Origin of the sequence: Kitasatospora kazusensis, from assembly GCF_039529945.1 — a bacterium.
Taxonomy (GTDB): Bacteria; Actinomycetota; Actinomycetes; order Streptomycetales; family Streptomycetaceae; genus Kitasatospora; species Kitasatospora kazusensis.
On record NZ_BAAANT010000018.1, the window covers coordinates 1 to 25453 of the forward strand.

Below are 25453 nucleotides of genomic sequence, written 5' to 3' on the forward strand. Positions count from 1 at the left end.
AGCAGGACCTGCACGAGATCTACGAGGGCGAGGTCCGCTACGCCCGGGACGCGTTCGAGGGTCTGCGGCTGATGGACGCGCTGATCGCGGTCAAGCGGGGGGTGCCGGGTGCGGTGCTGCCGGAGCTGAAGCAGCGCCGGCACGCCCGGGTCGAGGTCGCGGAGGTCGAGGAGGAGAACCTCGGGCAGATCCGCTCCGACGTCTCGGTGGCGAACCGGGTGCCGGAGCCGCCGTTCTGGGGTGACCGGATCGTCAAGGGAATCCCGTTCGCGGACTACTCGTCCTGGCTGGACGAGGACGCGCTGTTCAAGGGCCAGTGGGGTCTGAAGGCGGCGCGGGCCGGTGACGGGCCGTCGTACGAGGAGCTGGTGGAGACGGAGGGGCGGCCGCGGCTGCGGATGTGGCTGGACCGGCTGCAGACCGAGGGGTGGCTGGAGGCCGCGGTGGTCTACGGGTACTACCCGGCCGCGTCCAAGGGCGACGACCTGATCGTCTACGGCGAGGACGGCGCCGAGCGGACCCGCTTCACCTTCCCGCGCCAGCGCCGCGGCCGGCGGCTGTGCCTGGCGGACTTCTTCCGTCCGGAGGAGAGCGGCGAGCGGGACGTGCTGGGCCTCCAGGTCGTGACGATGGGCAACCGGATCTCGGAGGCCGCCAACGAGCTGTTCCAGGCGGACGCCTACCGCGACTACCTGGAGCTGCACGGCCTGTCCGTCCAGCTGGCGGAGGCTCTGGCGGAGTTCTGGCACGCCCGGGTCCGTTACGAGCTGGGCTTCGGCGACGAGGACCCGCAGGACGTCCGCGACATGTTCGCCCTCAAGTACCGGGGTGCGCGGTTCTCGCTCGGCTACGGCGCCTGCCCGGAGCTGGAGGACCGCGCGAAGATCGCCGACCTGCTGAAGCCGGAGCGGATCGGGGTGGTGCTGTCGGAGGAGTTCCAGCTGCACCCGGAGCAGTCCACCGACGCCATCGTGATCCACCACCCCGAGGCGAAGTACTTCAACGCCAGGTAATCCGACCGCCGCGCTGCGTTCGTCTCTTTCCGGCCGCGCAGGCGTATTCTGGATGATCCCTCACGGGCCGGTCCGCTGACCAGCGGGCCGGCCCGTGCCGTCCCCGGGCGCGCTCCAACGGGAAGGACCCACCAGTATGACGACCATCTCGACCCCCTCCGGCAGCCTCGACCGCTCCGGGGGCGACGGCCTGCAGGCGGTGCTGCTCGACATGGACGGCACACTGGTCGACACCGAGAACCTCTGGTGGCAGGCGGAGGTCACGCTCTTCGCGGAGCTGGGCCACCGGCTGACCGAGGCGGACCGGGCCCACGTGGTCGGCGGCCCGATGAGCCGGGTGCTCGACTACCTGATCGCCACCACCGGGGTCACGCTCAGTGCGGCCGAGCTGACCGTCCTGATCAACCAGCGCTTCGTCGACCTGCTGGCGGGCGGCGTGCCGCTGATGCCGGGCGCCGAGCGGCTGCTCAACACGCTCGGCGCGCACGGCATCCCGGCGGCCCTGGTCTCCGCCTCGCACCGCGCGATCATCGACATCGTGCTGCAGAGCCTGGGCGCCCAGCACTTCGCCTTCACAGTGGCCGGCGACGAGGTGGCCCGCACCAAGCCGCACCCGGACCCGTACCTGTACGCCGCCGCCCGCTTCGGTGCCGAGCCCGGCCGCTGCGTGGTGGTCGAGGATGCCCCGACGGGCGTGCTCTCCGCCGAGGCGGCCGGCTGCCCGGTGATCGCGGTGCCGTCCGTCGCACCGATCGAGCCGGGCCCGGGACGCACCGTGCTGGCCTCGCTGGAACTCCTCGATCTCGACCTGCTGCACGCGGTGGTCGCGGCCCACGTGTGAGATTGCTCTCTTTCTCCCGGCCCGCCGCATCCGCGCTGCGGCGTGGCGGCCACTGGTTGTGCACGGCATAGGGGAGAAATCGGGCATTGGCTGACAAGTCATCGGCCTGCTCAGGTCGATGTCCCGTCAGGCCGTCCGATGGGGTACTACTGGATGATTTTCGTCCGTGCCCGATGTGGCACGCTACATCCGATCAGTCCCCCCACGGCTGCATTCGACCCCTCGCACCGCCGCCCTCCGCAGGGTGATCCCTCCGGCCCGGCCCGGCGGTGCGGTCGTACGGACCCCGCGACGACGTCGTACCCCGACGGCGCCGCGGCAGCCACCGGCTCCACCGCCGGCCCGCATGGAGAAGGAACGTATTCCGCATGACTTCAGCCAAACGACTGGCCGTTCTCGGGTGCGCCGCCATGGTCGCCACCACGGCAGCGGGCTGCGCCTCCGCCTCCCGGGTCGTCGGCGGCGGTTCGAGCAGCGCGATCACCATGGGCACGGTCAATGTGACCAACGTGCTGGACCCGGCGGGCGCGTACGACGCGGGCTCCTGGCTGGTCCTCAACAACACGTTCCAGTCGCTGTTGCAGTTCCCCTCCGGTGCGACCGTCCCGCAGCCGGACGCCGCGCAGGCGTGCAGCTTCACCGGTGCCGACGCGACCACGTACGACTGCACGCTGCGCAGCGGCCTGAAGTTCTCCAACGGGCACCCGCTCACCGCCGCCGACGTCGTGTTCTCCGTGCAGCGGATGCAGAAGATCAACGACCCCAGCGGCCCTGCCGCGCTGCTGTCGACCATCAAGTCGGTCGAGGCCAAGAGCGACACCGAGGTGGTCTTCCACCTCAACACGCCGGACGCGGTGCTCCCCGCGAAGCTGGCCTCCGCCGCGGGCTCGATCGTGGACCATCAGGTCTTCCCGGCGGACAAGCTGCTCGCCAACGACAAGCTGGTCGGCTCCGGTCCGTACAAGATCGACTCGATCGAGAACATGACGGGCTCGGCCGGCCACGGCCCCGCGAAGATCGCGCTCTCCGCGAACAGCCACTACCAGGGCGACGACAAGCTCCAGAACAGCAAGTTCGTGGTGCGGTTCTTCAACCAGGCCGACGACCTCAAGACCGCCCTGGACAAGGGCGACATCGACCTGACGGACAACAACAGCCTCGACCCCACCGTCGCGACCCAGCTGAAGCAGGACCAGATCGCGGGCAACAGCAACGTCCAGGTCTCCGAGGGCGACAGCGCCGAGGTCAGCTTCGTGGTCTTCAACACCAAGGACCCCGTCACCGGCAACCCGGCCGTCCGCCGGGCGGTGGCCCAGCTGCTGGACCGCCAGGCCATCGTCCGCGACGTGTTCGCCCGCTCCGTGCAGCCGCTCTACTCGGTCGTCCCGGCCGGGATCGCCGGTCACAACACGGCGTTCTTCGACAAGTACGGCGAGCCGGACGTGTCGAAGGCGAAGCGGTTCCTGACCGACGCCAAGGTCTCGCTGCCGGTCAAGATGACGCTGACCTGGTCCCGCGCCCGCTCGGGCGAGACCGAGATGGCCACCATCAAGAAGCAGCTGGAGGCCTCCGGCCTGTTCCAGGTGACGGTCGTGCAGGAGCCGGACTGGGGCAAGTTCCAGGACGGCTGGAAGGCCGGCAGCTACCAGGCCTACGCCGCCCGCTGGGTCCCCGACTACGTCGACCCCGACGACTACATCACCCCGCTGGTGGTCGGCGGCGGCGCCTACCACAACGGCTGGGACAACCCGCAGATCAGCCAGGAGCTGGTGCCGCAGAGCATCAAGCAGACCGACCGCTCGGCCGGCGGCGCCTACGGGCAGATGCAGGACATCGTCGCGACCGAGGTGCCGCTGGTGCCGGTCTACCAGAACAAGGCGTTCTACGCCTCGCGCAGCGACATCACCGGCGTCGACTCCACCGTGGACAACTCCGGCATCTTCCGCTTCTGGGACATCGGCCGCAAGAACTAACTGCCGGCCAGCAGTACGAGGGGCGCGGGGGACCGCGCGGGACGGGAAGAGTGCGGCCGCCGCACCTTCCGCCCCGCACAGTCCCCCGCGCCCCTGCGCGTAGGGGTTGGCGGGAAGGGGCGCGTGGGGGCACCTCCCGGCCGAAGGCTGGGGGAGAACTGCGCGAATCCGGAAGGTACGGCGCCGCACGCACCCCCTCGCACAAGCCCCCCCGCGGAGCCTAGAGCGCTCCGGGCCGCACCAGCCCGCTCTCGTAGGCGTACACCGCGGCCTGGACGCGGTCCCGCAGCCGGAGCTTGGTGAGCACGTGCCCGACGTGGGTCTTCACCGTCGTCTCGCTGACGAACAGCTCTCCGGCGATCTCCGCGTTGGACAGCCCGCGCGCGACCAGCTTCAGCACCTCCAGCTCGCGCTCGGTCAGCGAGGCCAGCGCCTGCGGCGGGGTCTCGTCACCCGAGGGGAGTTTGGTGGCGTACATGTCCAGCAGACGGCGGGTGATGCTCGGGGCCAGCATCGCGGCGCCGTCCGCGACCACCCGGATCGCCTGCACCAGCTCCTCGGCCGGGACGTCCTTGAGCAGGAAGCCGCTGGCGCCCGCGCGCAGCGCCTCGACCACGTACTCGTCCAGGTCGAAGGTGGTCAGTACGAGCACCTTGGCCGGGCCGTCCCGCCCGGGGCCCGCGATCCGGCGGGTGGCCTCGACGCCGTCCATCCGGGGCATCCGGATGTCCATCAGCACCACGTCCGGCTGGAGCGCGCGGACCTGCTCCAGCGCCTGCTGCCCGTCCCCGGCCTCGCCGACCACCACCAGGTCGTGCTCGGCCTCCAGGATCATCCGGAAACCGGTGCGCAGCAGCGGCTGGTCGTCGACCAGCAGCACTCGGATCGTCACTTACGACTCCTTGTTCGTCGGCATCGGCTCATCGTGCGGTCCCGCCTGGACCGGCAGCGGGTACGGCGGGGGAGTGCCGCCGAACTCGGGGCAGCTGGCCTGGTGGTCGCACCAGTCGCAGAGCCGGTTGCGGGTGGCGGGGAAGTCGCCGGTGGTGACGGCCCGGGTGATGGTCTCCCAGAGGGCCGTCAGCTTGCGTTCGGTCGCCAGCAGGTCGGCCTCGTCCGGGTCGTAGGTGACGACGTCGCCGCCCCCGCCGAGGTAGACCAGCTGGAGCCGCTTGGGGACCACGCCCTTCCAGCGCCACACCACCAGGGCGTAGAACTTCATCTGGAACATGGCCTTGCCCTCGAAGTCCCGCCTGGGGGCCCGCCCGGTCTTGTAGTCGACCAGCCGCACGTCACCCGTCGGCGCGACGTCGACCCGGTCGATGTAGCCGCGCAGCAGCAGGCCGGACTCCACCACCGTCTCCACGTAGAGCTCGCGCTCCACGGGGTGCAGCCGGGTCGGGTCCTCCAGCTTGAACCACTGGTCGATCAGCTTCTCCGCGTCGCCGAGCCAGCCGGCCAGCGCGGCGCCGTCGGCGTCCGCAGGGCTGTGTTCGTCGTTCCCGCGGAACAACTCGCCGAGCTCCGGCCGCTCGCCGAGCAGCCGCTCCCACTGCGGACGCAGCAGGCTCAGCGCCCGCTCCGGGGTGCGTTCGGCGGCCGGGCTGTCGAAGAGCCGCTCCAGCACGGCGTGGACCAGCGTGCCGCGGGTCGCCGCCGCACTGGGCGGCTCGGGCAGGCGGTCGATCACCCGCAGCCGGTAGAGCAGCGGGCAGGTCATGAAGTCCCCCGCTCGGGAGGGGGACAGCCCCGTAGGCGCCGAGGCCGGCCGGGGCACGGCGGCGGTGGTCGGGCCGCTGTCGGTCTGGTGCATACCCCGAGCCTATGGCCCGCCACTGCCATCCCGCTGCCAGGGCCGCCCGCCGAGGGGCACGGATCGCGCTGACACCGGCGTTGAACGGGTATGACACCACCGGGGGCGCACGCGGATTTCACTTCGAGATCACGTAGCGTGGGCGGTCAGGCGGGGACGGATCGAGCGAAGGGGCCACGGTGAGTGACACCAGGGGGCAGCAGACCTCCGAGCAACCACCGGCGGGCGGTGCGCCGGCGCCCGGCGGCCAGGGGCGTCCGGAGCGGTCCGGCGGGATCCTGGTGGGGCGCCCGTTCGGCGTGCCGATCTACGTCACCCCGTCCTGGTTCGTGATCGCGGCGCTGATCACCTGGATCTTCGGCGGCCAGCTCACCGACGTCCTGCCCGAACTGGGCGGCACCCGCTACCTGGTCTCGCTGTCGTTCGCGATCGCCTTCTACGGCTCGGTGCTGGTCCACGAACTCGCCCACACCCTGGTAGCGCTCCGCTACAAGCTCGGGGTGCGGCGGATCCAGCTCCAGTTCTTCGGCGGCGTCTCCGAGATCGACAAGGAGGCGGAGACGCCGGGCCGGGAGTTCTGGCTCGCCTTCGTCGGACCGCTGCTCTCGCTGGTGCTCGGCGGCGTGTTCTACCTCGCGCTGCTCGCCGTCCGGCCCGACACCGTGCCGGGCGTGCTGCTGGCCGGGCTGATGGTCTCCAACCTGGTGGTCGCGGCGTTCAACCTGCTGCCCGGCCTGCCGCTGGACGGCGGGCGGATGCTGCGCGCCGTGGTCTGGGCCGTCACCGGCCGCCCGATGTCCGGCACCGTCGCCGCCGCCTGGGCCGGCCGCGGGCTGGCCCTCGTGGTGCTCTTCGGCCTGCCGATGCTCTCCGCGGCCCGGGGCGGCGCCAGCCGCAGCACCACCGACAGCCTGATCGACGGCGTGCTCTCGGCCGTCCTCGCGGTGATCATCTGGAACGGCGCGACCGGCAGCGTGCGCAACGCCCGGATGCGCGAGGCGCTCCCCGCCCTGCGGGTGCGGGAGCTGTGCCGCCGCGCCGTCCAGGTCGCCGCCGACACCCCGCTCGGCGAGGCGCTCCGCCAGGCCCGCGAGGCCGAGGCGGGGGCGATGGTGGTGGTGGACGGCCGCGGCGAGCCCATCGGCCTGGTCAAGGAGGCCGCCGTCACCGCCGTGCCCGAGCACCGCCGCCCGTGGGTCGCGGTCGGCGCGCTCGCCCGCGACCTCGAACCGGGCCTGCGGCTCGGCCTCGACCTGACCGGCGAGGAGCTGCTCGGGGCCCTGCGCCGGACCCCGGCGACCGAGTACCTGGTGCAGCGGCCGGACGGCTCGGTGTACGGGGTGCTGGCCCTGATGGACATCGAACGGCGGCTCAGCACCGCCGTCTCGGGGCGCCCGGCGCCCGGTTAACGATCAATCTGGTCGGCCGGACCCTCCGGTTCCCTTAGGATTGACCGCATGTCCGAACCGACCGGTGCCACCCGCCGACGCGGGCCCTTCCAGGTCGGGGACCAGGTCCAGCTGACCGACCCCAAGGGCCGCCACTACACGTTCACGCTCGAAACCGGGAAGCAGTTCCACACCCACAAGGGTGCCTTCCCGCACGACGAGCTGATCGGCGCTCCTGAGGGCACTGTCGTGCGCACCACGGGCAATGTCCCGTATCTCGCGCTGCGCCCCCTGCTCCCCGACTACGTCCTGTCCATGCCGCGCGGCGCCGCCGTGATCTACCCCAAGGACGCGGGGCAGATCCTGGCGATGGCCGACATCTTCGCCGGCGCCCGCGTGGTCGAGGCCGGCGTCGGCTCCGGCGCGCTCAGCACGTACCTGCTGCGCGCGGTCGGCGACACCGGCGTGCTCGCCTCGTACGAGCGCCGCCAGGACTTCGCCGACATCGCCCAGGGCAACGTCGAGCGCTACTTCGGCGGCCCGCACCCGGCCTGGAAGCTCACCGTCGGTGACCTCCAGGACAACCTGGTGGAGACGGACGTCGACCGCGTCATCCTCGACATGCTCGCCCCGTGGGAATGCCTGGACATCGCCTCCAAGGCGCTCGTCCCCGGCGGTCTGATCTGCTGCTACGTGGCCACCACCACCCAGCTGTCGCGGACGGTGGAGGCCCTGCGCGAGCACGGCACCTTCACCGAGCCGCAGTCCTGGGAGACCATGGTCCGCACCTGGCACGTCGAGGGCCTGGCAGTCCGCCCGGACCACCGGATGATCGGCCACACCGGCTTCCTGCTGACCTCGCGCCGGCTCGCGGACGGCGTCGAGCCGCCGCTGCGCCGCCGCCGGCCGGCCAAGGGCTCCTACGGCGAGGACTACGAGAACTCGCCCGAGCGCACCCTCGCCGAGCGCGCGGCCGCCCGTGCGGCGGCGCGTGAGGACGCGCCGGAGCTGGACTAGGCACTCGATCAGCCACGGACAGGGGCGCGGGGAACTGCGCGGAGCGGTAGGGCACACGTCGGTGCCTTCCGGTCTCGCGCAGTTCCCCGCGCCCCTGGTGGTTGGCCGGTCGCGTGCGTTCCCCCGGTGCTGTCGGACGTACCGCGATGTGGGACGATGCTGCCTCACATCACCCACCCTGGAGGGGACAGCGTTGGTGGAAGCTGCGGTCGAGACGGGGCAGAGCACGCCGATGACGGACGAGAAGCAGACACCCGCCCATGCCAGGCCCGCGCTCCGGCACTGGGCCCTGGTGGCCGCCGGCTGCGGAGCGGTGATCGCGGGCGCACTGGCGGTGAGCCCGGCACAGGGCAGTACCACCGCCAACGGGGCCGCCGGGCCGGTCGTACGGCCCGTCCCGGACGCAGACGCACCCGATCCGGCCAAGGCGGAACTGCCGCTCGACTGCGGGCCGTTCCCGGTCAAGGTGGCACTGCGGGCCAGCGCGAGCTTCGACGGCCGCGCCGTCACCGTGGCCGCCGCCCACTGCGCCGCCGACAACGGCACCCCGCCCGACGGCGCGTACCTGCTGGGCGCGGGCCCCGACGGACGGCCCGTGGTCCAGGCCACGCTGGTCCGGCCGGAGGAGGGCCTCACCCTCGCCGAGATGCGGCTGCGCAGCGACGGCACGATAACCGGCCGCGCCAAGGGCTACTCCAGCACCGACGTCCCGCACTGCTGCCCCGACCTGACGGTCAGCCTGACCTGGACCCCGCAGCACGGCCAGTGGACCCGCACCGAGACCAAGACCCCCCTCACCGGCATCTGACCGCCTCGCGCAGCAACCCCAAAAGGGGCGCGAGGAACTGCGCGAAAACGGAAGGCACACCGCCGCACCCTCCCGCCTCGCGCAGCCCCCGCGCCCCCGAAGAGCACGGGCCGGCCCGCACAGAGCGAGCCGGCCGCAGGTCACTCCGCGTCGGGCCCGAACACCTCGACCTTGTCCCGGACCCGCCGGACGTGGATGCAGTCGCCGGGGCACTCCTTCGCGGAGTCCACCACGTCCTGAAGCAGCGTCAGCGGCACCGGCACGGTGTCACCGGGCTGCTGGAGCAGCTCGTCGGACTCGCCGTCCCTCACGTACGCCAGGCCGTCGATGTCCAGTTCGAAGACCTCCGGGGCGTACTGCACGCAAATGCCGTCGCCGGTGCAGAGGTCCTGGTCGATCCAGACTTCGAGCTCCTCGCCCGCCACGGTCTCAGCCACGGTTTCGCCGGTTGCCGACATGTCCCCTGCCGTTTCTGTCCCAGGACGCCCTTCTTGGGGGCATTCCTGCCATTCGTACAACGATCCGACCGGTTTCCACGGTCACGATCAGGTATTGACCGCACCGACGATACCTCTGGTCCGCTTTGAGTGTTGAACGGTGGGTATCTCATGGGCAGAGGGGAAGCATGCAAGGGCGAAGATCGGACACGCCCGTTCCATCTTTCTGATCTAGGGGTTTACGAACGCCTGGGTCCAGGTAGGGTCTGGAAGCGTCCAGCTCCCCCCGGAGGAGGTGAGGACCGTGGCAGCCCACGATGACGACTACACCCGCAGCACCGGTAAGCCCGCGCGAGGTTCCGACGAGGCAGCTCAGCTCTCGTACCTCGAGCAGGAGATCGCCGTCCTGCGCCGCAAGCTCGCCGACTCGCCGCGCACCTCGAGAGTCCTCGAGGAGCGAGTCGTCGAGCTCCAGACCAGTCTGGCCGGCGTGACGGCTCAGAACGAACGGCTCGTCTCCACCCTGCGTGAGGCCCGCGACCAGATCGTGGCCCTCAAGGAGGAAGTGGACCGGCTCGCCCAGCCGCCGGCCGGATTCGGCACCTTCCTCAGCCAGAACGAGGACGGTACCGCCGACATCTTCACCGGCGGCCGCAAGCTCCGCGTCAACGTCAGCCCGAGTGTCGAACTCGACGAGCTGCGCCGCGGCCAGGAAGTGATGCTCAACGAGGCCCTCAACATCGTGGACGCGATGGCCTTCGAGAGCATCGGCGACATCGTCACCCTCAAGGAAGTCCTGGAGGACGGCGAGCGAGCCCTGGTCACCGGGCACACCGACGAGGAGCGGGTGGTCCGGCTCGCCGAACCGCTCCGCGACATCACCCTGCGCTCCGGTGACGCCCTCCTGCTGGAGCCCCGCTCCGGCTACGTCTACGAGGTCGTCCCCAAGTCGGAGGTCGAGGACCTGGTCCTCGAAGAGGTCCCGGACATCGACTACCGGCAGATCGGCGGTCTGGCCAACCAGATCGAGCAGATCCGCGACGCGGTCGAGCTCCCGTACCTGCACGCCGACCTGTTCAAGGAGTACGAGCTGCGCCCGCCCAAGGGCGTGCTGCTCTACGGCCCGCCCGGCTGCGGCAAGACGCTCATCGCCAAGGCGGTGGCCAACTCGCTCGCGAAGAAGGTGGCCGAGGTCACCGGGCGTCCGCAGGGCAAGAGCTACTTCCTGAACATCAAGGGCCCCGAGCTGCTCAACAAGTACGTCGGCGAGACCGAGCGGCAGATCCGCCTGGTCTTCCAGCGGGCTCGTGAGAAGGCCAGCGAGGGCACGCCCGTGATCGTCTTCTTCGACGAGATGGAGTCGCTCTTCCGCACCCGTGGTTCCGGTGTCAGCTCGGACGTGGAGAACACCATCGTCCCGCAGCTGCTCGCCGAGATCGACGGCGTGGAGGGCCTGGAGAACGTCATCGTGATCGGCGCCTCGAACCGCGAGGACATGATCGACCCGGCGATCCTGCGGCCCGGCCGCCTCGACGTGAAGATCAAGATCGAGCGCCCGGACGCCGAGGCCGCGAAGGACATCTTCTCCAAGTACCTGAAGAACTCGTTGCCCTTCCACCCGGACGACCTCAAGGAGCACGACGGCTCGGTGGACACCACCGTGGACGCCATGATCCAGGCCGTCGTCGAGCGGATGTACACCGAGACCGAGGAGAACCGCTTCCTGGAGGTCACCTACGCCAACGGTGACAAGGAGGTCCTGTACTTCAAGGACTTCAACTCCGGCGCGATGATCCAGAACATCGTGGACCGGGCGAAGAAGATGGCCATCAAGGACTTCCTCGACCACGGCCAGCGCGGGCTCCGCGTCTCCCACCTGCTCGCCGCCTGTGTGGACGAGTTCAAGGAGAACGAGGACCTGCCCAACACCACCAACCCGGACGACTGGGCCCGGATCTCCGGCAAGAAGGGCGAGCGGATCGTCTTCATCCGCACGCTCGTCACCGGGAAGCAGGGCGCCGAGTCCGGCCGCTCGATCGACACCGTCGCCAACACGGGGCAGTACCTGTAACCGAGTCGGTGCCACCGTCCGGCTGCGGCGCCCACGGGCCCCGCAGCCGGACGGTGCGTCTCGGCTCCACAACGGCGCCTGGAGTTCTAGGCTCGACCCGTCGCCCGGCGGCAGTCCCGCCCGGCGGCGGTTGCAGTGAGCGGTACGTCAGTGCTCGGCCCGGTGGGGGCGGAGCGCAGGGCAAGGAGGGCCGCATGACCGTACGGCGCGTGATGGGGATCGAGACCGAGTACGGGATCTCCGTGCCCGGGCACCCGAATGCCAACGCCATGCTCACCTCGTCCCAGATCGTCAACGCCTACGCGGCGGCGATGCACCGGGCGCGGCGGGCTCGCTGGGACTTCGAGGAGGAGAACCCGCTGCGCGACGCCCGGGGTTTCGACCTGGCGCGCGACGTGGCGGACGCCAGCCAGCTCACCGACGAGGACATCGGCCTGGCCAACATCATCCTCACCAACGGCGCCCGGTTCTACGTCGACCACGCGCACCCCGAGTACAGCTCGCCCGAGGTCACCAACCCGCGCGACGCCGTGCTCTGGGACAAGGCCGGCGAGCGGGTGATGGCCGAGGCCGCCGCCCGTGCGGCGGAGCTGCCGAACGGGCAGCGGATCAACCTGTACAAGAACAACACGGACAACAAGGGCGCCTCCTACGGCACCCACGAGAACTACCTGATGAAGCGGTCGACGCCGTTCGCCGACATCGTCCGCCACCTCACCCCGTTCTTCGTCTCCCGCCAGGTGGTCACCGGCGCGGGCCGGGTCGGGCTGGGCCAGGACGGCTCCGCCGACGGCTTCCAGCTCAGCCAGCGCGCCGACTACTTCGAGGTCGAGGTCGGCCTGGAGACGACGCTCAAGCGCCCGATCATCAACACCCGGGACGAGCCGCACTCCGACGCGGAGAAGTACCGCCGGCTGCACGTGATCATCGGGGACGCCAACCTCTCGGAGATCTCCACCTACCTCAAGCTGGGCACCACCTCGCTGGTGCTGGCGATGATCGAGGAGTCCTTCATCGCGGTCGACCTGGCCGTCGACCAGCCCGTCCGGACCCTGCACCGGGTCTCGCACGACCCCTCCCTCTCGCACCTGATCACGCTACGCAGCGGCCGCAAACTCACCGCCGTCCAGCTCCAGATGGAGTACTGCGAGCTGGCCCGCAAGTACGTCGAGGACCGCTACGGGCAGGACGCCGACGAGCAGACGGTGGACGTGCTGACCCGCTGGGAGGACGTGCTCGGCCGCCTGGAGCGGGACCCGATGAGCCTGTCCCGGCAGCTCGACTGGGTGGCCAAGAAGGAGCTGCTGGAGGGCTACCGCCAGCGCGACGGCCTGGACTGGGACAACTCCCGGCTGCATCTGGTGGACCTCCAGTACAGCGACGTCCGGCCGGACAAGGGCCTCTACAACCGCCTGGTGGCCCGTGGGCGGTTCGAGCGGCTGGTCACCGAGGACGAGGTGACCAGGGCCGTCCGCAAGCCCCCGGAGGACACCCGGGCGTACTTCCGCGGCCGCTGTCTGGAGCAGTACGCCGAGCACGTCGCGGCGGCCTCCTGGGACTCGGTGATCTTCGACCTCCCGGGCCGGGACTCGCTCCAGCGGGTCCCCACCCTGGAGCCGCTGCGGGGCACCCGCAAGCACGTCAAGGAACTGCTGGACCGGTGCCGGACGGCCGAGGAGCTCGTCCGGGTGCTGTCCGGCCAATGAGACGTCCGGTAACTTTTCGATCACTACGGGTGAACGCCCCCCGAATGGGAATCATTCGGGGGAGCGCGGAGCGTTGAAGTATCAGCGCCCACCACGAACCGGGGGCGAATCGGGCCCCCGGTGTATAGGGTCTGAGGAGCAGCGCAGACCGTACCGTGCCAGACGAGTCGAGCGGGGTGAGGAAAATGGCGAGCAAGGACACCGACGGCGGCCAGCAGCGGGCGAACCGCTCCTCCGAGAAGGCCGAGGAGGAGGCTGTCGAAGCGCAGAACTCCGACGACCTCAAGGAGCGCCAGGAAAAGCTGAGCGATGACGTCGACGCGGTACTGGACGAAATCGACGACGTGCTGGAGTCGAATGCCGAGGACTTCGTCCGGCAGTTCGTCCAGAAGGGCGGACAGTAGCCTGAATGCCCGATTCCGTTAATCGGGCAAATCCCGGGATCAGCCTCCCGGCCGTCGTTCGCGCGCAATGGGTCCTCGGGACTTGTTGCGCGCGAACGCGCACCGAGCGCGGCCGCGACGCCGGCCGGCGTGCGGCAGCGGTGCCCGCGACGGCGCGTGCCGGTGGTGCACACCGGCGGCGTGCGGTGACGGTGCGCGCCGGCAGCGCGCGCTGCCGGCGGGCGCCGGGCGCGCCGGGGCGGATCGCGCAGAATCGGACGGGCCCGGTAGGTGGACCAAGCCGTCGAACCGGGTAGGGTCCGGGCATCCTTGATGATCTACCTGGAAGGAATCGAGTGGAAGCCAACACTGGTGGCACCGGGCGTCTACCGGCTGCCTTCCTGACCCCCGGGTCCTCGTCGTTCATCGACTTCCTGGCCCAGCACTCGCCGCAGCTGATCCCCGGCAGCCGGGCCCTCCCCGAGGGCCTGACGATCGAGGCGCCGCACGGCACCACCATCGTCGCGGCGATCTTCGACGGCGGCGTGGTGCTCGCCGGCGACCGCCGGGCCACGATGGGGAACGTGATCGCCCAGCGCGACATCGAGAAGGTCTTCCCGGCCGACGACTACAGCGCGGTCGGCATCGCCGGCACGGCGGGCCTGGCGGTCGAGATGGTGCGCCTGTTCCAGCTGGAGCTGGAGCACTACGAGAAGATCGAGGGCGCCGTCCTCTCGCTGGAGGGCAAGGCCAACCGCCTCACCACGATGATCCGGGGCAACCTCGGGATGGCCATGCAGGGCCTGGCCGTCGTCCCGATGTTCGCCGGGTACGACCTGGAGCTGAACCGGGGCCGGATCTTCACCTACGACGTGACGGGCGGCCGCTCCGAGGAGCGTGGCTTCGCCGCCACCGGCTCGGGCTCGGTCTTCGCCCGGGGCTCGATGAAGAAGCTCTTCCGGGTCGGCCTGACGGCCGACGAGGCCGCGATGCTGGTCGTCCAGGCACTCTACGACGCCGCCGACGACGACTCCGCCACCGGCGGTCCGGACCTCGCCCGGGGCATCTTCCCGATCGTCTCGGTGATCACCGAGGACGGCTTCCGCCGGCTCTCCGATGCCGAGGTCTCGGCGATCGCGATCTCCGTCACGGACCGGCGCCGCGAGCAGCCGGACGGCCCGCAGGCCCCGCTGATCTAGGGCCTGTCCGACAAGCCCCAGTCCGCCCCACCCCACCACCGCCCTCCTCGCCCGCCGCCCGGGCGGGAGGGGCCCGTTTCCAGAAGGGGATGACCCGCCGGTGTCCACACCGTTCTACGTCTCGCCTCAGCAGGCCATGGCGGACCGCGCGGAGTACGCCCGCAAGGGCATCGCGCGCGGTCGAAGCGTGGTCGTGCTCACCTACGCCGACGGCATCGTCTTCGTCGCGGAGAACACCTCCCGCGCCCTGCACAAGGTCTCCGAGATCTACGACAAGATCGCCTTCGCCGCGGTCGGCCGCTACAACGAGTTCGAGAACCTGCGGATCGGCGGCGTCCGCTACGCCGACCTGCGCGGGTACTCCTACGACCGGGCCGACGTGACGGCCCGCGGCCTCGCCAACGTCTACGCCCAGACGCTCGGCACCATCTTCTCCTCGGTCGGCGAGAAGCCCTACGAGGTCGAGCTCGTGGTGGCCGAGGTCGGCCGGACCCCGGAGGACGACCAGATCTACCGGCTCACGCCGGACGGTTCGGTGGTCGACGAGAAGAACTCCGTGGTGGTCGGCGGCAACGCCGACTCCATCGGCACGTACGTCGGCGAGCGCCACCGGGTCGGGCTGACCCTCGCCGAGGCGCTCAAGGTGGCCGTGGACGCCCTCGCCAGGGACCCCAGCGGCGGCACCCCGCGCACCCTCACCACCGAGCAGCTGGAGGTCGCCGTACTGGACCGCCAGCGCTCCCAGAAGCGCAAGTTCAAGCGCATCCTGGGCGGCCAGCTCACCCGCCTGCTCGGCGGCGACGAATCCGCCGCCGCCGAGGACGAGGACTCCCCGGCCGCACCCCAGTAGCCCGCCCGCGTGAATCCCGTGCGAAGGCCTCCGCCGTCGCACGGGATTCCCGTGCGCCTGCGGCGAATTGACGGCACATCGTGATCGGATTGCCATCCTCCGAGAGGGTTTCGGAAGGCTCCGAAAAGAGAAAAGATGCCTCATGGACCGCCGAATTTTCGGGCTGGAGAACGAGTACGGTGTCACGTGTACGTTCCGGGGACAACGACGTCTGTCTCCGGACGAGGTGGCCAGGTACCTCTTCCGCCGCGTAGTTTCCTGGGGCCGCAGCAGCAATGTCTTCCTGCGCAACGGTGCCCGCCTGTATCTCGACGTCGGCTCGCATCCCGAGTACGCCACGCCCGAGTGCGATGACGTCACGGAGCTGGTGACGCACGACAAGGCGGGCGAACGCATCCTCGAAGGCCTCCTGGTGGACGCCGAACGGCGCCTGCACGAGGAGGGCATCGCCGGGGACGTCTACCTCTTCAAGAACAACACCGACTCGGCCGGCAACTCCTACGGCTGCCACGAGAACTACCTCGTGGGCCGGCACGGCGAGTTCTCCCGGCTCGCCGACGTGCTGATCCCCTTCCTGGTGACGCGTCAGCTGATCTGCGGGGCGGGCAAGGTGCTGCAGACCCCGCGCGGTGCGGTCTTCTGCGTCAGCCAGCGGGCCGAGCACATCTGGGAGGGCGTCAGCTCGGCGACCACCCGATCCCGTCCGATCATCAACACCCGCGACGAGCCGCACGCCGACGCCGAGCGCTACCGCAGGCTGCACGTGATCGTCGGCGACTCCAACATGTCGGAGACCACCACCCTGCTCAAGGTCGGCGCCACCGACCTGGTGCTGCGCCTGATCGAGGCCGGCGTGGTGATGCGCGACCTCACGCTGGAGAACCCGATCCGGGCGATCCGCGAGGTCAGCCACGACCTGACCGGCACCCACCAGGTCCGCCTCGCCAACGGCCGGGAGGCCAGCGCGCTGGACATCCAGGAGGAGTACTACTCCAAGGCCCTGGAGTTCTGCGACCGCAAGGGCATCAACGAGGGCACCATCGCCAAGGTGCTCGACCTCTGGGGCCGCACCCTGGAGGCCGTGCGGACGGAGGACCTGGCCAAGGTCGACACCGAGATCGACTGGATCATGAAGTACCGGCTGATCGAGCGCTACCGGGCGAAGCACGAGATGACCATGTCCAACCCGCGGATCGCCCAGATCGACCTGACGTACCACGACATCCACCGCCGCCGAGGGCTGTTCTACCTGCTGCAGAACAGCGGGAAGGCCCAGCGGGTGACCACGGACCTGAAGACCTTCGAGGCGAAGTCGGTGCCCCCGCAGACCACCCGGGCCCGGCTGCGCGGCGACTTCATCCGCCGGGCGCAGGAGCAGCGCCGGGACTTCACGGTCGACTGGGTGCACCTGAAGCTGAACGACCAGGCGCAGCGGACGGTGCTCTGCAAGGACCCGTTCCGTGCGGTGGACGAGCGGGTGGAGAAGCTCATCGCCGGGATGTGACCCGGTCACCGCGAGTCGCAGGGCTGAACCGCCTGGAGTGAGCAGAAAGAGGGGTGCCGACCGGAGCCGTCCGGTCGCCACCCCTGTGTCCGTGGTTGTGCCTCCCCGGCGGGGGACGAATCGGGTCATACGCTGACGGTCAAGACCGACCGACAGTTAGGACCGCCGTGCGTCGTATCGCCGGGTTGCTCGTAGCGCTACCGGTTGCCCTGCTCGCCGCGTGCAGCAGCGGGTCGCCGTCCCCGGCCGGGTCCTCGGCGTCCACGCCGGCCTCGGCCCCCGCCGTGCCGACCCCGGTCGGCTCGGCCTCGCCGATGCCGACGGTCACGGGGGACTTCGGCAGCAAGGCCGCCATCACCATCCCCGCCGGGCAGCAGCCGAGCGGGCAGTACGTGGTGCACACGGTGAGCGAGGGCGACGGCGCGACGGTCGCCAAGGGCGACTGGGTGACGGTCAACTACACCGCGAAGGACTGGACCAGCGGCAAGGACCTCGCGAGCTCGTACGACTCCGGGCAGAAGCCGCAGCTCTACCAGGCGGCCGGCGGCCAGCTGGTGCCCGCCTTCGACCAGAGCGTGCTCGGCAAGAAGGTCGGCAGCCGGCAGCTGGTGGTGGCGCCCCCGGCGGCGGCCTTCGGCGCGCAGGGGAACTCGGCGCTCGGCGTCGGCGCGGGGGACACCGTGGTCTTCGTGCTGGACATCATGGAGTCCGTGCCGCAGGACTCCACCATCGCGGGCACCATCACCCAGCCGCCCGCCGGTTCGCCGCAGGTGAAGGACAACGGCAAGGCCGCGCCGACCATCACCGTCCCGCCCGGCCCCCCGGCGCCGCCCGCCGACCTGCAGAAGTTCGTGCTGGTCAAGGGCGACGGCAAGCAGGTCCAGTCGGGCCAGACGCTGGTCGTGCAGTACACCGGCGTGCTGTGGAGCAACGGCCAGCAGTTCGACTCGTCCTGGAGCCACGGCGGCGCGCAGGCGCTCCAGGTGGGGACGGGCAGCCTGATCAAGGGCTGGGACCAGGGGCTGGTCGGCCAGACCGTCGGCAGCCGGGTCCTGCTGGTGGTGCCGCCGTCGCTCGGGTACGGCGACAAGGCGCAGAGTTCGGTTCCCGCGAACTCGACCCTGGTCTTTGTGATCGACATCCTGGAGGCTGTGTAGCCGTGCCGTGTGGCACACCCGACCGGGCCTGTTCGGGCCCACCCTCATCATCACCTGACATACTGCTGCCCGTCCGCACTGTGGTATGAGTCGTCGGGCCCCTGGTGAGGGCGTAGGACGGCTGGATGGATGGGGAGTCATGTCTGAGAAATCGTCGAGCCCGGGCGAGGCCGGTACCGCGAACGGCACCGCCGACCCGGCCGCCTCGCGGCCCGGCGGTCCGCTGCCGGGCGACGGTGAGTCGATCGTCGTCCCGCCGTCGATCCTGAAGCAGCAGGCGGGCTGGGGCCAGACCCCGGCGCAGCCGCGTACGGACGGGGTGAAGGACGACGAGCCGCAGGTGTTCGCGTCCACCGTGCGCCGCAAGGACCTGTCCGAGGCGGGCTACGACGAGAACCCGCCCGGCGCGGGCAAGCTCGGCGTGATCCTCGGCACCGTGCTCGCGCTGCTGCTGGTCGGCAGCGGCGTCACGCTGTACATGGTGAACCGGCCGGACTCCTCGAAGACCAAGGCGGCCGACGCGGCGCCGACCACGGCCCCGCCGACGCCGACGGCCGACCCGGTGCCGCCGATCAAGGACAGCGCCAAGGTGCTGCCGACGGTGGCCGGTGACTTCGGCAAGAAGCCGGTCATCACGCTGCCCACGGAGAAGCCGGACGGCACCTTCGTGGTGAAGCAGGTCAGCGAGGGCGACGGCCCGAAGGTCGACAAGGGCAACTGGGTCACCGTCGACTTCGCCGCCAAGGACTGGGCGACCGGCAAGGACATCGCCGGCTCGTACGACAACGGCAAGCCGCAGCTCTACCAGGCCGGTGCGGGCAAGCTCATCCCGGCCCTGGACGCCGCGGTGGCCGGGCACAAGGCGGGCAGCCGCCTGCTGGTGGTGGCCCCGCCGGCGGCCGGCTTCGGCTCGCAGGGCAACAGCCAGATGGGCGTCGGCGCGACCGACAACCTGGTCTTCGTGGTCGACATCAAGCAGGCCACCGCGCCGGACGCCACCATCGGCGGCGACCTGGCGCAGCCGCCGGCCGGCATGCCGACGGTGAAGGACAACGGCAAGAAGGCCGCCGACATCACCCCCGTCCCGGGCGTCGCGGACCCGACCGAGCTGAAGTCGGCCGTGCTGATCCCGGGCAAGGGCCCGAAGGTCGAGAAGGGCGAGAAGGTCGTCGTCCAGTACACCGGCGCGCTCTACAAGGACGGCAAGAAGTTCGACTCCTCGCTGGACCACGGGCAGGCGTTCAGCTTCGTCACGGGTGGCGGCAGCGTCATCGCGGGCTGGGACCAGGGCGTCGTCGGCCAGAACGTCGGCAGCAAGATCGAGCTGGTGATCCCGGCGTCGCTGGCGTACAAGGACCAGCCGCCGTCCGCCGCGATCCCGGCGAACGCGACGCTGGTGTTCGTGATCGACATTCTCGATGCGGGTGTCGGCGCTCCGGACCAGTAACCTGACCCGGATGGGCGGCGGACGCCCGTACCGTAGTGCTCGGACAGGCTGCGGCACGGAGGTCCGCCGCTCCGTCATGTACGTACCACCGAACGAGAAGAGTCTGTTGTGAGCATCACGAAGCCTGAGATCGACTTCCCGGGCGGCGAGGCGCCGACCGAGCTCCAGATCCGTGACATCGTCGTCGGCGACGGCGCCGAGGCCAAGTCCGGTGCGGTCGTCGAGGTCCACTACGTGGGCGTCGCGTTCAGCACCGGCGAGGAGTTCGACGCCTCCTGGAACCGCGGCCAGACCTTCCGCTTCCCGCTGGGCGGCGGCCGGGTCATCAAGGGCTGGGACCAGGGCGTCCAGGGCATGAAGGTCGGCGGCCGCCGCGAGCTGGTCATCCCCGCGCACCTCGCGTACGGGAACCAGTCGCCGAGCCCGCTGATCAAGGCCGGCGAGACCCTGATCTTCGTCGTGGACCTGGTCAACGTCTGACGGTCGCCGCGCGGTCGGAATTCCGAGGGCCGTGCCCCGCTCAGGCGGGGTACGGCCCTCGGCTTTCCCCGGCGCGGCCCGTACCGGTACGGTCGGGTCGCCGGGTCCGTGATTCCCGGCGGCGCACCTCGCGCGCAGTACCGTACCGGAAGGGTCAGCGATGGCGATCGCCAAGGCGGAGCGGCTGATGAACCTCGCCCTGTGCCTGATGAACACCCGGCGTCCGCTCTCCAAGAAGGAGCTGCGGGAGTCCGTCGAGGCCTACCGCGAAGCCTGGCAGCAGGGCAGCGAGGAGGCCTTCAACCGGATGTTCGAGCGCGACAAGGACGACCTGCGCGAACTCGGCCTGGTCATCGACGTCGACGAGAACGCGCTGGACGGCGAGGTCGGCTACCTGGCCCGCCGCGACCGCAACCGGCTGCCCGAGATCGCGCTGGACGCCGAGGAGGCGGCGGCGCTGACGCTGGCCGCCCGGGTCTGGCAGCAGGCCAAGATGTCCGGTGCCGCCAGCGGCGCGCTGCAGAAGCTCCGCGCAGCCGGCGTGCCGTTCACCGAGGAAGCCGAGCACAGCGCGCTGCAGCCCCGGATCCCGGCCCGCGAGGTCGCCTTCGAACCGCTGCTGGTCGCCGCCCGCGACCGACGCCCCGTCAGCTTCGAGTACCGCAAGGCCGGCGCCGCCGCCCCCGAACAGCGCTCGGTCGAACCCTGGGCGCTGGAGTGCTGGCGCGGCCACTGGTACCTGGCCGGCTGGGACCGCGACCGCGAGGCCGCCCGGGTCTTCCGGCTCAGCCGGATCACCGGCAAGGTCCGCTCCCGCGCCGGGCGGTTCACCGGCACGGTGCCCGAGCACGTCGACGTCCGGGCCGTGGTCGCCGCCTTCGCGGGCGAGGGCGCCACCGCCACCGCGACGGTGCGGATCCGCCGCGAGGCGGGCTTCCCGCTGCGCACCAAGGCGCTGGACACGCGCCCGGTCGACGCGCACTGGGACGAGCTGGAGATCCCGTACGGGCACGGCCTCGGCGCCCACCTCGCCGAGTTCGGGCCCGACCTGGTCGTCCTGGGGCCGGACGACCTGCGGGCCGATGTCATCGACCGGCTGCGCGCGGTGGCCGGCCTGAGCGCTGCGGGAGTGCAGGCATGAGCAACGCCATCGACCAGACCCGCCGGATGCTCTCGCTGGTCACCTATCTGAAGGAGCGCCCCGGGGCCGAGGTCGCCGAGGTGGCCCGTGCCTTCGGGATCTCCGAGCGCGAGCTGATCAACGACCTGAACGTGCTGCCGATGTGCGGCACCAGCTTCCGCGGCGGCGACCTGCTGGACATCGACACCGACGGCGACCGGATCTGGTGGCACAACGTCGACGACGTCGCCCAGCCGCTGCGCCTGGCCGCCGACGAGGCGACGGCGCTGCTGGTCGCGGCCCGCGCGGTGGCCGGGCTGCCCGGCCTGCGCGAGCGGGACCGGCAGGCGCTCACCCGGGCCGTCGCCAAGATCGAGGACGCGGCCGGCGAGAGCGCGGCGGGCAGCGCCCGGGTCGGCGTCACCTTCGAGGCCGAGGGCCAGGTCTTCGCCGACATAGACCGCGCGCTCAGCGAGGGCCGGCTGATCTGGCTGCGCTACTACTCGCACGGGCGCGGCGGCATGACCGAGCGCGAGGTCGACCCGATCCGCCTGGTCAGCGAGGGCCACACCTACCTGGAGGGGTGGTGCCGGGTCTCCGAGGACCGCCGGCTCTTCCGGCTCGACCGGGTCGCCGAGATCAAGGTGCTGGACGAGCCCGCCGACCCGCCCCGGCTGGAGCCGCGCGACCTGTCGGCCGGGCTGGTCAGCCCGGCGGCGGACGACCCCGAGGTGGTCGTCGAGGTCGGCCCCGGCGGGCGCTGGGTCGCCGAGTACTACACCCACGACTCGGCGGAGGAACTGCCCGACGGGGGTCTGCGGATCACCCTGCGCAGCGCCGACCCGGCGGGCCTGCGCCCGCTGGCGCTGCGGCTCGGCCGGGACGGCCGGATCGTCGCGCCCGCCGAGCTGGCCGAGCAGGCCAGGGCGGCGGCCGAGGCCGCACTCCGGGGCTACCAGGAGGGGCAGGCCTGAGCCGTGGGGGACAGCACCAGATTCAAGGTCTACTGCTCGGACTGCCGGGAGAAGGTCGAGCTCGCCGCGGCGGCGTTCCGGCTGGCGCTGGGCGCCACCAAGGAGCGCACCTTCTACAGCTTCACCTGCCCGGCGTGCGGCGCGGTGGTCCGCAAGCCCGCCGGTGAGAAGATCGTGGCGGCGCTGACCGGGGCCGGGGTCAGCACCATGCGCCTGCTGCCGGTCGAGGGTTAGGGGAGTCCGCCGTGCCGTGGACCGTTGTCGCCGCAGTCCTGCTGTCCACCGCCGGGCTGCTGGTCCTGGGGGTGCTCGCCGTCCGGCTCTGGCTGGACGTCCGCCGGCTCGCCCGCGAGGTGGGCACGGCGGCCAAGGCGCTCGCCGAGGCCTCGGGAGAACTGAGCAGGCCTTAGACCGACCGGCACATGGTGGGCGGCGTCGCGACGCCCGGGCTGTCGCCTGGACGGCTTCTCCTCAGTCGCCGCAGCTCCGCTGCTACTCCCTCGTCGGCACCGCCCAGACTCGGCCCGGACGCCGCTCCTTCCTCCACCCAGCATGTGCCGGTCGGTCTTAGACCCTGTCCCGAGGCGCGCGCCCGTACGTGAGCGGGGCGCCGCGGAGGTGACTGCTCCCTGGTCGGAGGGGTTGCGTCTTCCTGGTGGTTATCGCCGCGTCACCGCCACGGGCTACCATCGCCCGCAGTGGGGGAGTGCTTCCTCCGCGAGGAAGGTGGTCGCAGGATGAGGTCGCCCACCGCGATCCTGGTGCTCGTGGTCTTCGCCGTCGTGCTCTTCGGTGCCAAGCGGCTCCCGGACCTGGCCCGCGCGCTGGGCAGGTCGGCGCGCATCCTGAAGAGTGAGGCCAAGTCGCTGCGGTCGGAGTACGACGAGGCGGCCCGGCCCACGGCCGAGGCCCCGAAGGCGGTCAAGGCCGCGCCCGGCGACCCCGGCACGGCCGCCCGGCCGGTCCGGGAGCCCGACGCCGGGCAGAACAAGTAGCGGAACCCGCCGCCCGGCGGGTTCCATCGCACGAGTTGAGGACCGGGGTTGAGCAAGTCTTCGAAACCGCCCAAGGACCCCGAGGGCCGGATGGCCCTCACCGACCATCTCCGTGAGCTGCGGAGCCGGTTGGTGAAGTCGGTCCTGGCCATCGTGCTGATGACGATCGTCGCGATGATCTACCACCGGCACATCGAGACGTTCCTGATGGAGCCGCTGCCCAAGTGCAACACCCCGGCCGAGATCGCCGCCTTCCAGGCGTCGGGCAAGAAGTGCGCGCAGGTCTCGACCATCGGTCTGACCACGCCGTTCACCCTGACCCTGAAGGTCGCGCTGACGGCCGCCCTGGTCGCGACGGTGCCGGTCTGGCTGTACCAGCTGTGGGCCTTCATCACCCCCGGGCTCCACAAGCACGAGCGCCGGTACGCGCTCGGCTTCATGGCCGGCGGCGTCCCGCTGTTCCTCTCCGGGGTGACGACCGCCTACCTGCTGCTGCCGACGACCGTGCAGGTGCTGATCTCGTTCGCCCCCGGCGACACCACGCCGATCCTGCCGCCGGAGAACTACTTCAGCATCGCGACCCGGCTGGTGCTGCTGTTCGGGTTCGCCTTCGAGTTCCCGCTGCTGCTGGTGATGCTGAACTTCGGCGGTGTGCTCAGCGGTAAGCGCCTGCTCGGCTGGTGGCGCGGCATGATCATGGGGATCACCGTCTTCGCGGCGTTCGCCAGCCCCAGCGCGGAGCCGATCAGCATGCTCGCGCTGGCGGCGCCGATCTGGGTGCTGTACTTCGTCGCGGTCGGCATCGCCCTGCTCAACGACCGGCGCCGGGCGCGCCGCAACCCGGACGACGGGCTGGACGACGAGGAGGCCTCGCACCTGGACCTCTCGGTCGAGGAGGTCGCCTCCGCCGAGGCGGTGGGTGCCTCGGCGGCGCCGTCCGCGCCGGTGCCGGTGTCCGCTCCGGTGCCTGCCGCCCGGCACGAGCAGATGGACGACATCACGTAGCCGTCTGTCGTGGTCCAGGGCCCCGATCCGCCGTCTCCCGGCGGGTCGGGGCTTTTTGCTTTTGCATGCTCTTGGCAAGCCGCCATGCAGTGTGACATATTACTGAGGTGCTCAAGAGATCTTCCCACGACGTCGTGGTGATCGGCGCCGGAGTCGTCGGCGCCGCCTGCGCCTACTACGCGGCCCTGGCCGGCCTCTCGGTCGCCGTCGTCGACCGAGGACCGGTCGCGGGCGGCACCACCGGCGCGGGCGAGGGCAACCTGCTGGTCTCCGACAAGGAGCCCGGCCCCGAACTCGACCTCGCGCTGCTCTCCACCCGGCTCTGGCGCGAGCTGGCCGAGGTGCTGGGCGGACCGGCCGAGTACGAGCCCAAGGGCGGCCTGGTGGTCGCCTCCGGCGAGGCCGGGATGGACGCCCTGCGGGCCTTCGCCGCCCACCAGGGCGCCGCCGGGGTCGAGGCCGCCGAGATCCCGGGCGAGCGGCTGCGCGAGCTGGAGCCGCACCTGGCCCCCGGCCTGGCCGGCGGCTTCCACTATCCGCAGGACGCCCAGGTCCAGCCCGCACTGGCCGCCGCCCACCTGCTGCGCGCCTCGGGGGCCGACCGCTACCTCGGCGAGGCCGTCACCGCCGTCCGCACCGGCCCCGGCGGCGTGGTCACCGGGGTCACCACCGACCGCCGCCGGATCGACGCCCCCGCCGTGGTCAACGCCGCCGGCACCTGGGGCGGCGAGGTCGCGGGGCTCGCGGGCGTGGCGCTGCCGGTGCTGCCCCGGCGCGGCTTCGTGCTGGTCACCGAGCCGCTGCCGCGGATCGTCCGGCACAAGGTCTACGCCGCCGACTACGTGGCCGACGTCGCCAGCGGCTCGGCCGCCCTGCAGACCTCGGCCGTGGTCGAGGGCACCCCCGCCGGGCCGGTGCTGATCGGCGCCAGCCGGGAGCGGGTCGGCTTCGACCGCACCCTCTCGGTCGAGGTGCTGCGCCGGCTGGCGGGCCAGGCCGCCGCGCTCTTCCCGGTGCTCGCCGAGGTCTGCGTGCAGCGCGCCTACAGGGGCTTCCGCCCCTATCTTCCGGACCACCTGCCTGCGATCGGCGCCGACCCCCGGGTGCCCGGCCTGTACCACGCCTGCGGCCACGAAGGGGCGGGCATCGGGCTGGCCCCGGCCACCGGGCTGCTGATCAGCCGCCAGCTCTGCGGCACCCGGCCGGAGCTGGACCTGACCCCCTTCCGCGCCGACCGCTTCGCCACCGAACGGGGAGCGGCGTCATGACGAA

General features: G+C 71.1%; 25 protein-coding genes. 22 read left to right on the forward strand and 3 right to left on the reverse strand.

What is annotated here, in order from left to right:
* The 3 genes from ABD330_RS17015 to ABD330_RS17025 all read left to right on the forward strand — a co-directional run.
* Positions 1-1013: vitamin B12 dependent-methionine synthase activation domain-containing protein (locus tag ABD330_RS17015; protein ID WP_344465811.1), on the forward strand; the 1013-nt coding region annotated here is incomplete at its 5' end.
* A gap of 136 nt (positions 1014-1149) precedes the next feature.
* On the forward strand, positions 1150-1854 hold the full coding sequence (locus tag ABD330_RS17020; RefSeq protein ID WP_344465814.1) for an HAD family hydrolase: 705 nt from the start codon (positions 1150-1152) through the stop codon (positions 1852-1854).
* Positions 1855-2222: 368 nt separating this feature from the next.
* Positions 2223-3827 (forward strand): ABC transporter substrate-binding protein, encoded by a 1605-nt coding sequence (locus tag ABD330_RS17025; protein WP_344465816.1) that lies wholly within the window; start codon positions 2223-2225, stop codon positions 3825-3827.
* 220 nt (positions 3828-4047) lie between these two features.
* Here ABD330_RS17025 and ABD330_RS17030 read toward each other — a convergent pair whose 3' ends face one another.
* Entirely contained in the window at positions 4048-4719 is a 672-nt protein-coding gene (locus ABD330_RS17030; protein WP_344465818.1) for a response regulator, read from the reverse strand.
* Positions 4720-5640 (reverse strand): RecB family exonuclease, encoded by a 921-nt coding sequence (locus tag ABD330_RS17035; protein ID WP_344465820.1) that lies wholly within the window; start codon positions 5638-5640, stop codon positions 4720-4722. It lies immediately after the preceding gene.
* 179 nt (positions 5641-5819) lie between these two features.
* Here ABD330_RS17035 and ABD330_RS17040 point away from each other — a divergent pair, with 179 nt between their 5' ends.
* From ABD330_RS17040 to ABD330_RS17050, 3 genes are all read left to right on the forward strand, one after another.
* Positions 5820-7049, forward strand: coding sequence for a site-2 protease family protein (locus tag ABD330_RS17040; RefSeq protein ID WP_344465822.1), 1230 nt, complete (start codon positions 5820-5822; stop codon positions 7047-7049).
* Positions 7050-7097: 48 nt separating this feature from the next.
* Positions 7098-8045, forward strand: a complete 948-nt coding sequence (locus tag ABD330_RS17045; protein WP_344465824.1) for a tRNA (adenine-N1)-methyltransferase — start codon at positions 7098-7100, stop codon at positions 8043-8045.
* A 193-nt stretch (positions 8046-8238) separates the two neighbouring features.
* Positions 8239-8853, forward strand: coding sequence for a hypothetical protein (locus tag ABD330_RS17050; protein ID WP_344465826.1), 615 nt, complete (start codon positions 8239-8241; stop codon positions 8851-8853).
* 140 nt (positions 8854-8993) lie between these two features.
* On the opposite strand, the gene ABD330_RS17055 is transcribed toward ABD330_RS17050, so the two are convergent.
* Positions 8994-9311: a ferredoxin gene (locus ABD330_RS17055; RefSeq protein ID WP_344465828.1), complete on the reverse strand. Its 318-nt coding sequence runs from the start codon at positions 9309-9311 to the stop codon at positions 8994-8996.
* Positions 9312-9594: 283 nt separating this feature from the next.
* Between ABD330_RS17055 and arc the strand changes: the two genes are divergently transcribed.
* The 16 genes from arc (at position 9595) to ABD330_RS17135 (ending at position 25449) form a co-directional block, all read left to right on the forward strand.
* On the forward strand, positions 9595-11361 hold the full coding sequence (arc, locus tag ABD330_RS17060) for a proteasome ATPase (RefSeq protein WP_344465830.1): 1767 nt from the start codon (positions 9595-9597) through the stop codon (positions 11359-11361).
* 194 nt (positions 11362-11555) lie between these two features.
* The gene (dop, locus tag ABD330_RS17065; protein ID WP_344465832.1) at positions 11556-13067 is read left to right on the forward strand and encodes a depupylase/deamidase Dop; all 1512 of its coding nucleotides are present in this window, start codon (positions 11556-11558) and stop codon (positions 13065-13067) included.
* Positions 13068-13252: 185 nt separating this feature from the next.
* Positions 13253-13471 carry a ubiquitin-like protein Pup gene (locus ABD330_RS17070; RefSeq protein WP_344465834.1) on the forward strand — a complete coding sequence of 73 codons (219 nt, stop codon included), beginning with the start codon at positions 13253-13255 and terminating at the stop codon, positions 13469-13471.
* Between the two features lie 335 nt (positions 13472-13806).
* Entirely contained in the window at positions 13807-14649 is an 843-nt protein-coding gene (gene prcB / locus ABD330_RS17075; protein WP_344465836.1) for a proteasome subunit beta, read from the forward strand.
* 100 nt (positions 14650-14749) lie between these two features.
* Complete coding sequence (gene prcA / locus ABD330_RS17080) at positions 14750-15499, forward strand: proteasome subunit alpha (protein WP_344465838.1); 750 nt, start codon at positions 14750-14752, stop codon at positions 15497-15499.
* 142 nt (positions 15500-15641) lie between these two features.
* Entirely contained in the window at positions 15642-17003 is a 1362-nt protein-coding gene (gene pafA / locus ABD330_RS17085; protein ID WP_344465840.1) for a Pup--protein ligase, read from the forward strand.
* A 185-nt stretch (positions 17004-17188) separates the two neighbouring features.
* Positions 17189-18160, forward strand: a complete 972-nt coding sequence (locus tag ABD330_RS17090) for an FKBP-type peptidyl-prolyl cis-trans isomerase (RefSeq protein WP_344465842.1) — start codon at positions 17189-17191, stop codon at positions 18158-18160.
* 139 nt (positions 18161-18299) lie between these two features.
* Positions 18300-19607 carry an FKBP-type peptidyl-prolyl cis-trans isomerase gene (locus ABD330_RS17095; protein ID WP_344465844.1) on the forward strand — a complete coding sequence of 436 codons (1308 nt, stop codon included), beginning with the start codon at positions 18300-18302 and terminating at the stop codon, positions 19605-19607.
* A 108-nt stretch (positions 19608-19715) separates the two neighbouring features.
* Positions 19716-20087, forward strand: a complete 372-nt coding sequence (locus ABD330_RS17100) for an FKBP-type peptidyl-prolyl cis-trans isomerase (RefSeq protein ID WP_344465846.1) — start codon at positions 19716-19718, stop codon at positions 20085-20087.
* 160 nt (positions 20088-20247) lie between these two features.
* Positions 20248-21228 carry a helix-turn-helix transcriptional regulator gene (locus ABD330_RS17105; protein ID WP_344465848.1) on the forward strand — a complete coding sequence of 327 codons (981 nt, stop codon included), beginning with the start codon at positions 20248-20250 and terminating at the stop codon, positions 21226-21228.
* Positions 21225-22181: a helix-turn-helix transcriptional regulator gene (locus ABD330_RS17110; RefSeq protein WP_344465850.1), complete on the forward strand. Its 957-nt coding sequence runs from the start codon at positions 21225-21227 to the stop codon at positions 22179-22181. The genes ABD330_RS17105 and ABD330_RS17110 overlap by 4 nt, the downstream gene beginning before the upstream one ends.
* A 3-nt stretch (positions 22182-22184) precedes the next feature.
* The gene (locus tag ABD330_RS17115; protein WP_344465852.1) at positions 22185-22415 is read left to right on the forward strand and encodes a hypothetical protein; all 231 of its coding nucleotides are present in this window, start codon (positions 22185-22187) and stop codon (positions 22413-22415) included.
* A gap of 11 nt (positions 22416-22426) precedes the next feature.
* Complete coding sequence (locus ABD330_RS17120; RefSeq protein WP_344465854.1) at positions 22427-22591, forward strand: hypothetical protein; 165 nt, start codon at positions 22427-22429, stop codon at positions 22589-22591.
* A gap of 327 nt (positions 22592-22918) precedes the next feature.
* Positions 22919-23176 (forward strand): Sec-independent protein translocase subunit TatA, encoded by a 258-nt coding sequence (gene tatA / locus ABD330_RS17125; RefSeq protein ID WP_344465856.1) that lies wholly within the window; start codon positions 22919-22921, stop codon positions 23174-23176.
* A 48-nt stretch (positions 23177-23224) separates the two neighbouring features.
* Positions 23225-24181 carry a twin-arginine translocase subunit TatC gene (gene tatC, locus ABD330_RS17130; RefSeq protein WP_344465858.1) on the forward strand — a complete coding sequence of 319 codons (957 nt, stop codon included), beginning with the start codon at positions 23225-23227 and terminating at the stop codon, positions 24179-24181.
* Positions 24182-24288: 107 nt separating this feature from the next.
* Positions 24289-25449, forward strand: coding sequence for an NAD(P)/FAD-dependent oxidoreductase (locus ABD330_RS17135; protein WP_344465860.1), 1161 nt, complete (start codon positions 24289-24291; stop codon positions 25447-25449).
* The last annotated feature ends 4 nt before the right edge of the window (positions 25450-25453 follow it).

What these genes read in the sequence shown, in the direction of transcription:
- ABD330_RS17020 (WP_344465814.1), top strand. Translation starts at nt 1,150, where the DNA reads ATGACGACCATCTCGACCCCCTCCGGCAGCCTCGACCGCTCCGGGGGC.
- ABD330_RS17025 (WP_344465816.1), top strand. Translation starts at nt 2,223, where the DNA reads ATGACTTCAGCCAAACGACTGGCCGTTCTCGGGTGCGCCGCCATGGTC.
- ABD330_RS17035 (WP_344465820.1), bottom strand. Translation starts at nt 5,640, where the DNA reads ATGCACCAGACCGACAGCGGCCCGACCACCGCCGCCGTGCCCCGGCCG.
- ABD330_RS17045 (WP_344465824.1), top strand. Translation starts at nt 7,098, where the DNA reads ATGTCCGAACCGACCGGTGCCACCCGCCGACGCGGGCCCTTCCAGGTC.
- ABD330_RS17055 (WP_344465828.1), bottom strand. Translation starts at nt 9,311, where the DNA reads ATGTCGGCAACCGGCGAAACCGTGGCTGAGACCGTGGCGGGCGAGGAG.
- dop (WP_344465832.1), top strand. Translation starts at nt 11,556, where the DNA reads ATGACCGTACGGCGCGTGATGGGGATCGAGACCGAGTACGGGATCTCC.
- ABD330_RS17070 (WP_344465834.1), top strand. Translation starts at nt 13,253, where the DNA reads ATGGCGAGCAAGGACACCGACGGCGGCCAGCAGCGGGCGAACCGCTCC.
- pafA (WP_344465840.1), top strand. Translation starts at nt 15,642, where the DNA reads ATGGACCGCCGAATTTTCGGGCTGGAGAACGAGTACGGTGTCACGTGT.
- ABD330_RS17095 (WP_344465844.1), top strand. Translation starts at nt 18,300, where the DNA reads ATGTCTGAGAAATCGTCGAGCCCGGGCGAGGCCGGTACCGCGAACGGC.
- ABD330_RS17105 (WP_344465848.1), top strand. Translation starts at nt 20,248, where the DNA reads ATGGCGATCGCCAAGGCGGAGCGGCTGATGAACCTCGCCCTGTGCCTG.
- ABD330_RS17110 (WP_344465850.1), top strand. Translation starts at nt 21,225, where the DNA reads ATGAGCAACGCCATCGACCAGACCCGCCGGATGCTCTCGCTGGTCACC.
- tatA (WP_344465856.1), top strand. Translation starts at nt 22,919, where the DNA reads ATGAGGTCGCCCACCGCGATCCTGGTGCTCGTGGTCTTCGCCGTCGTG.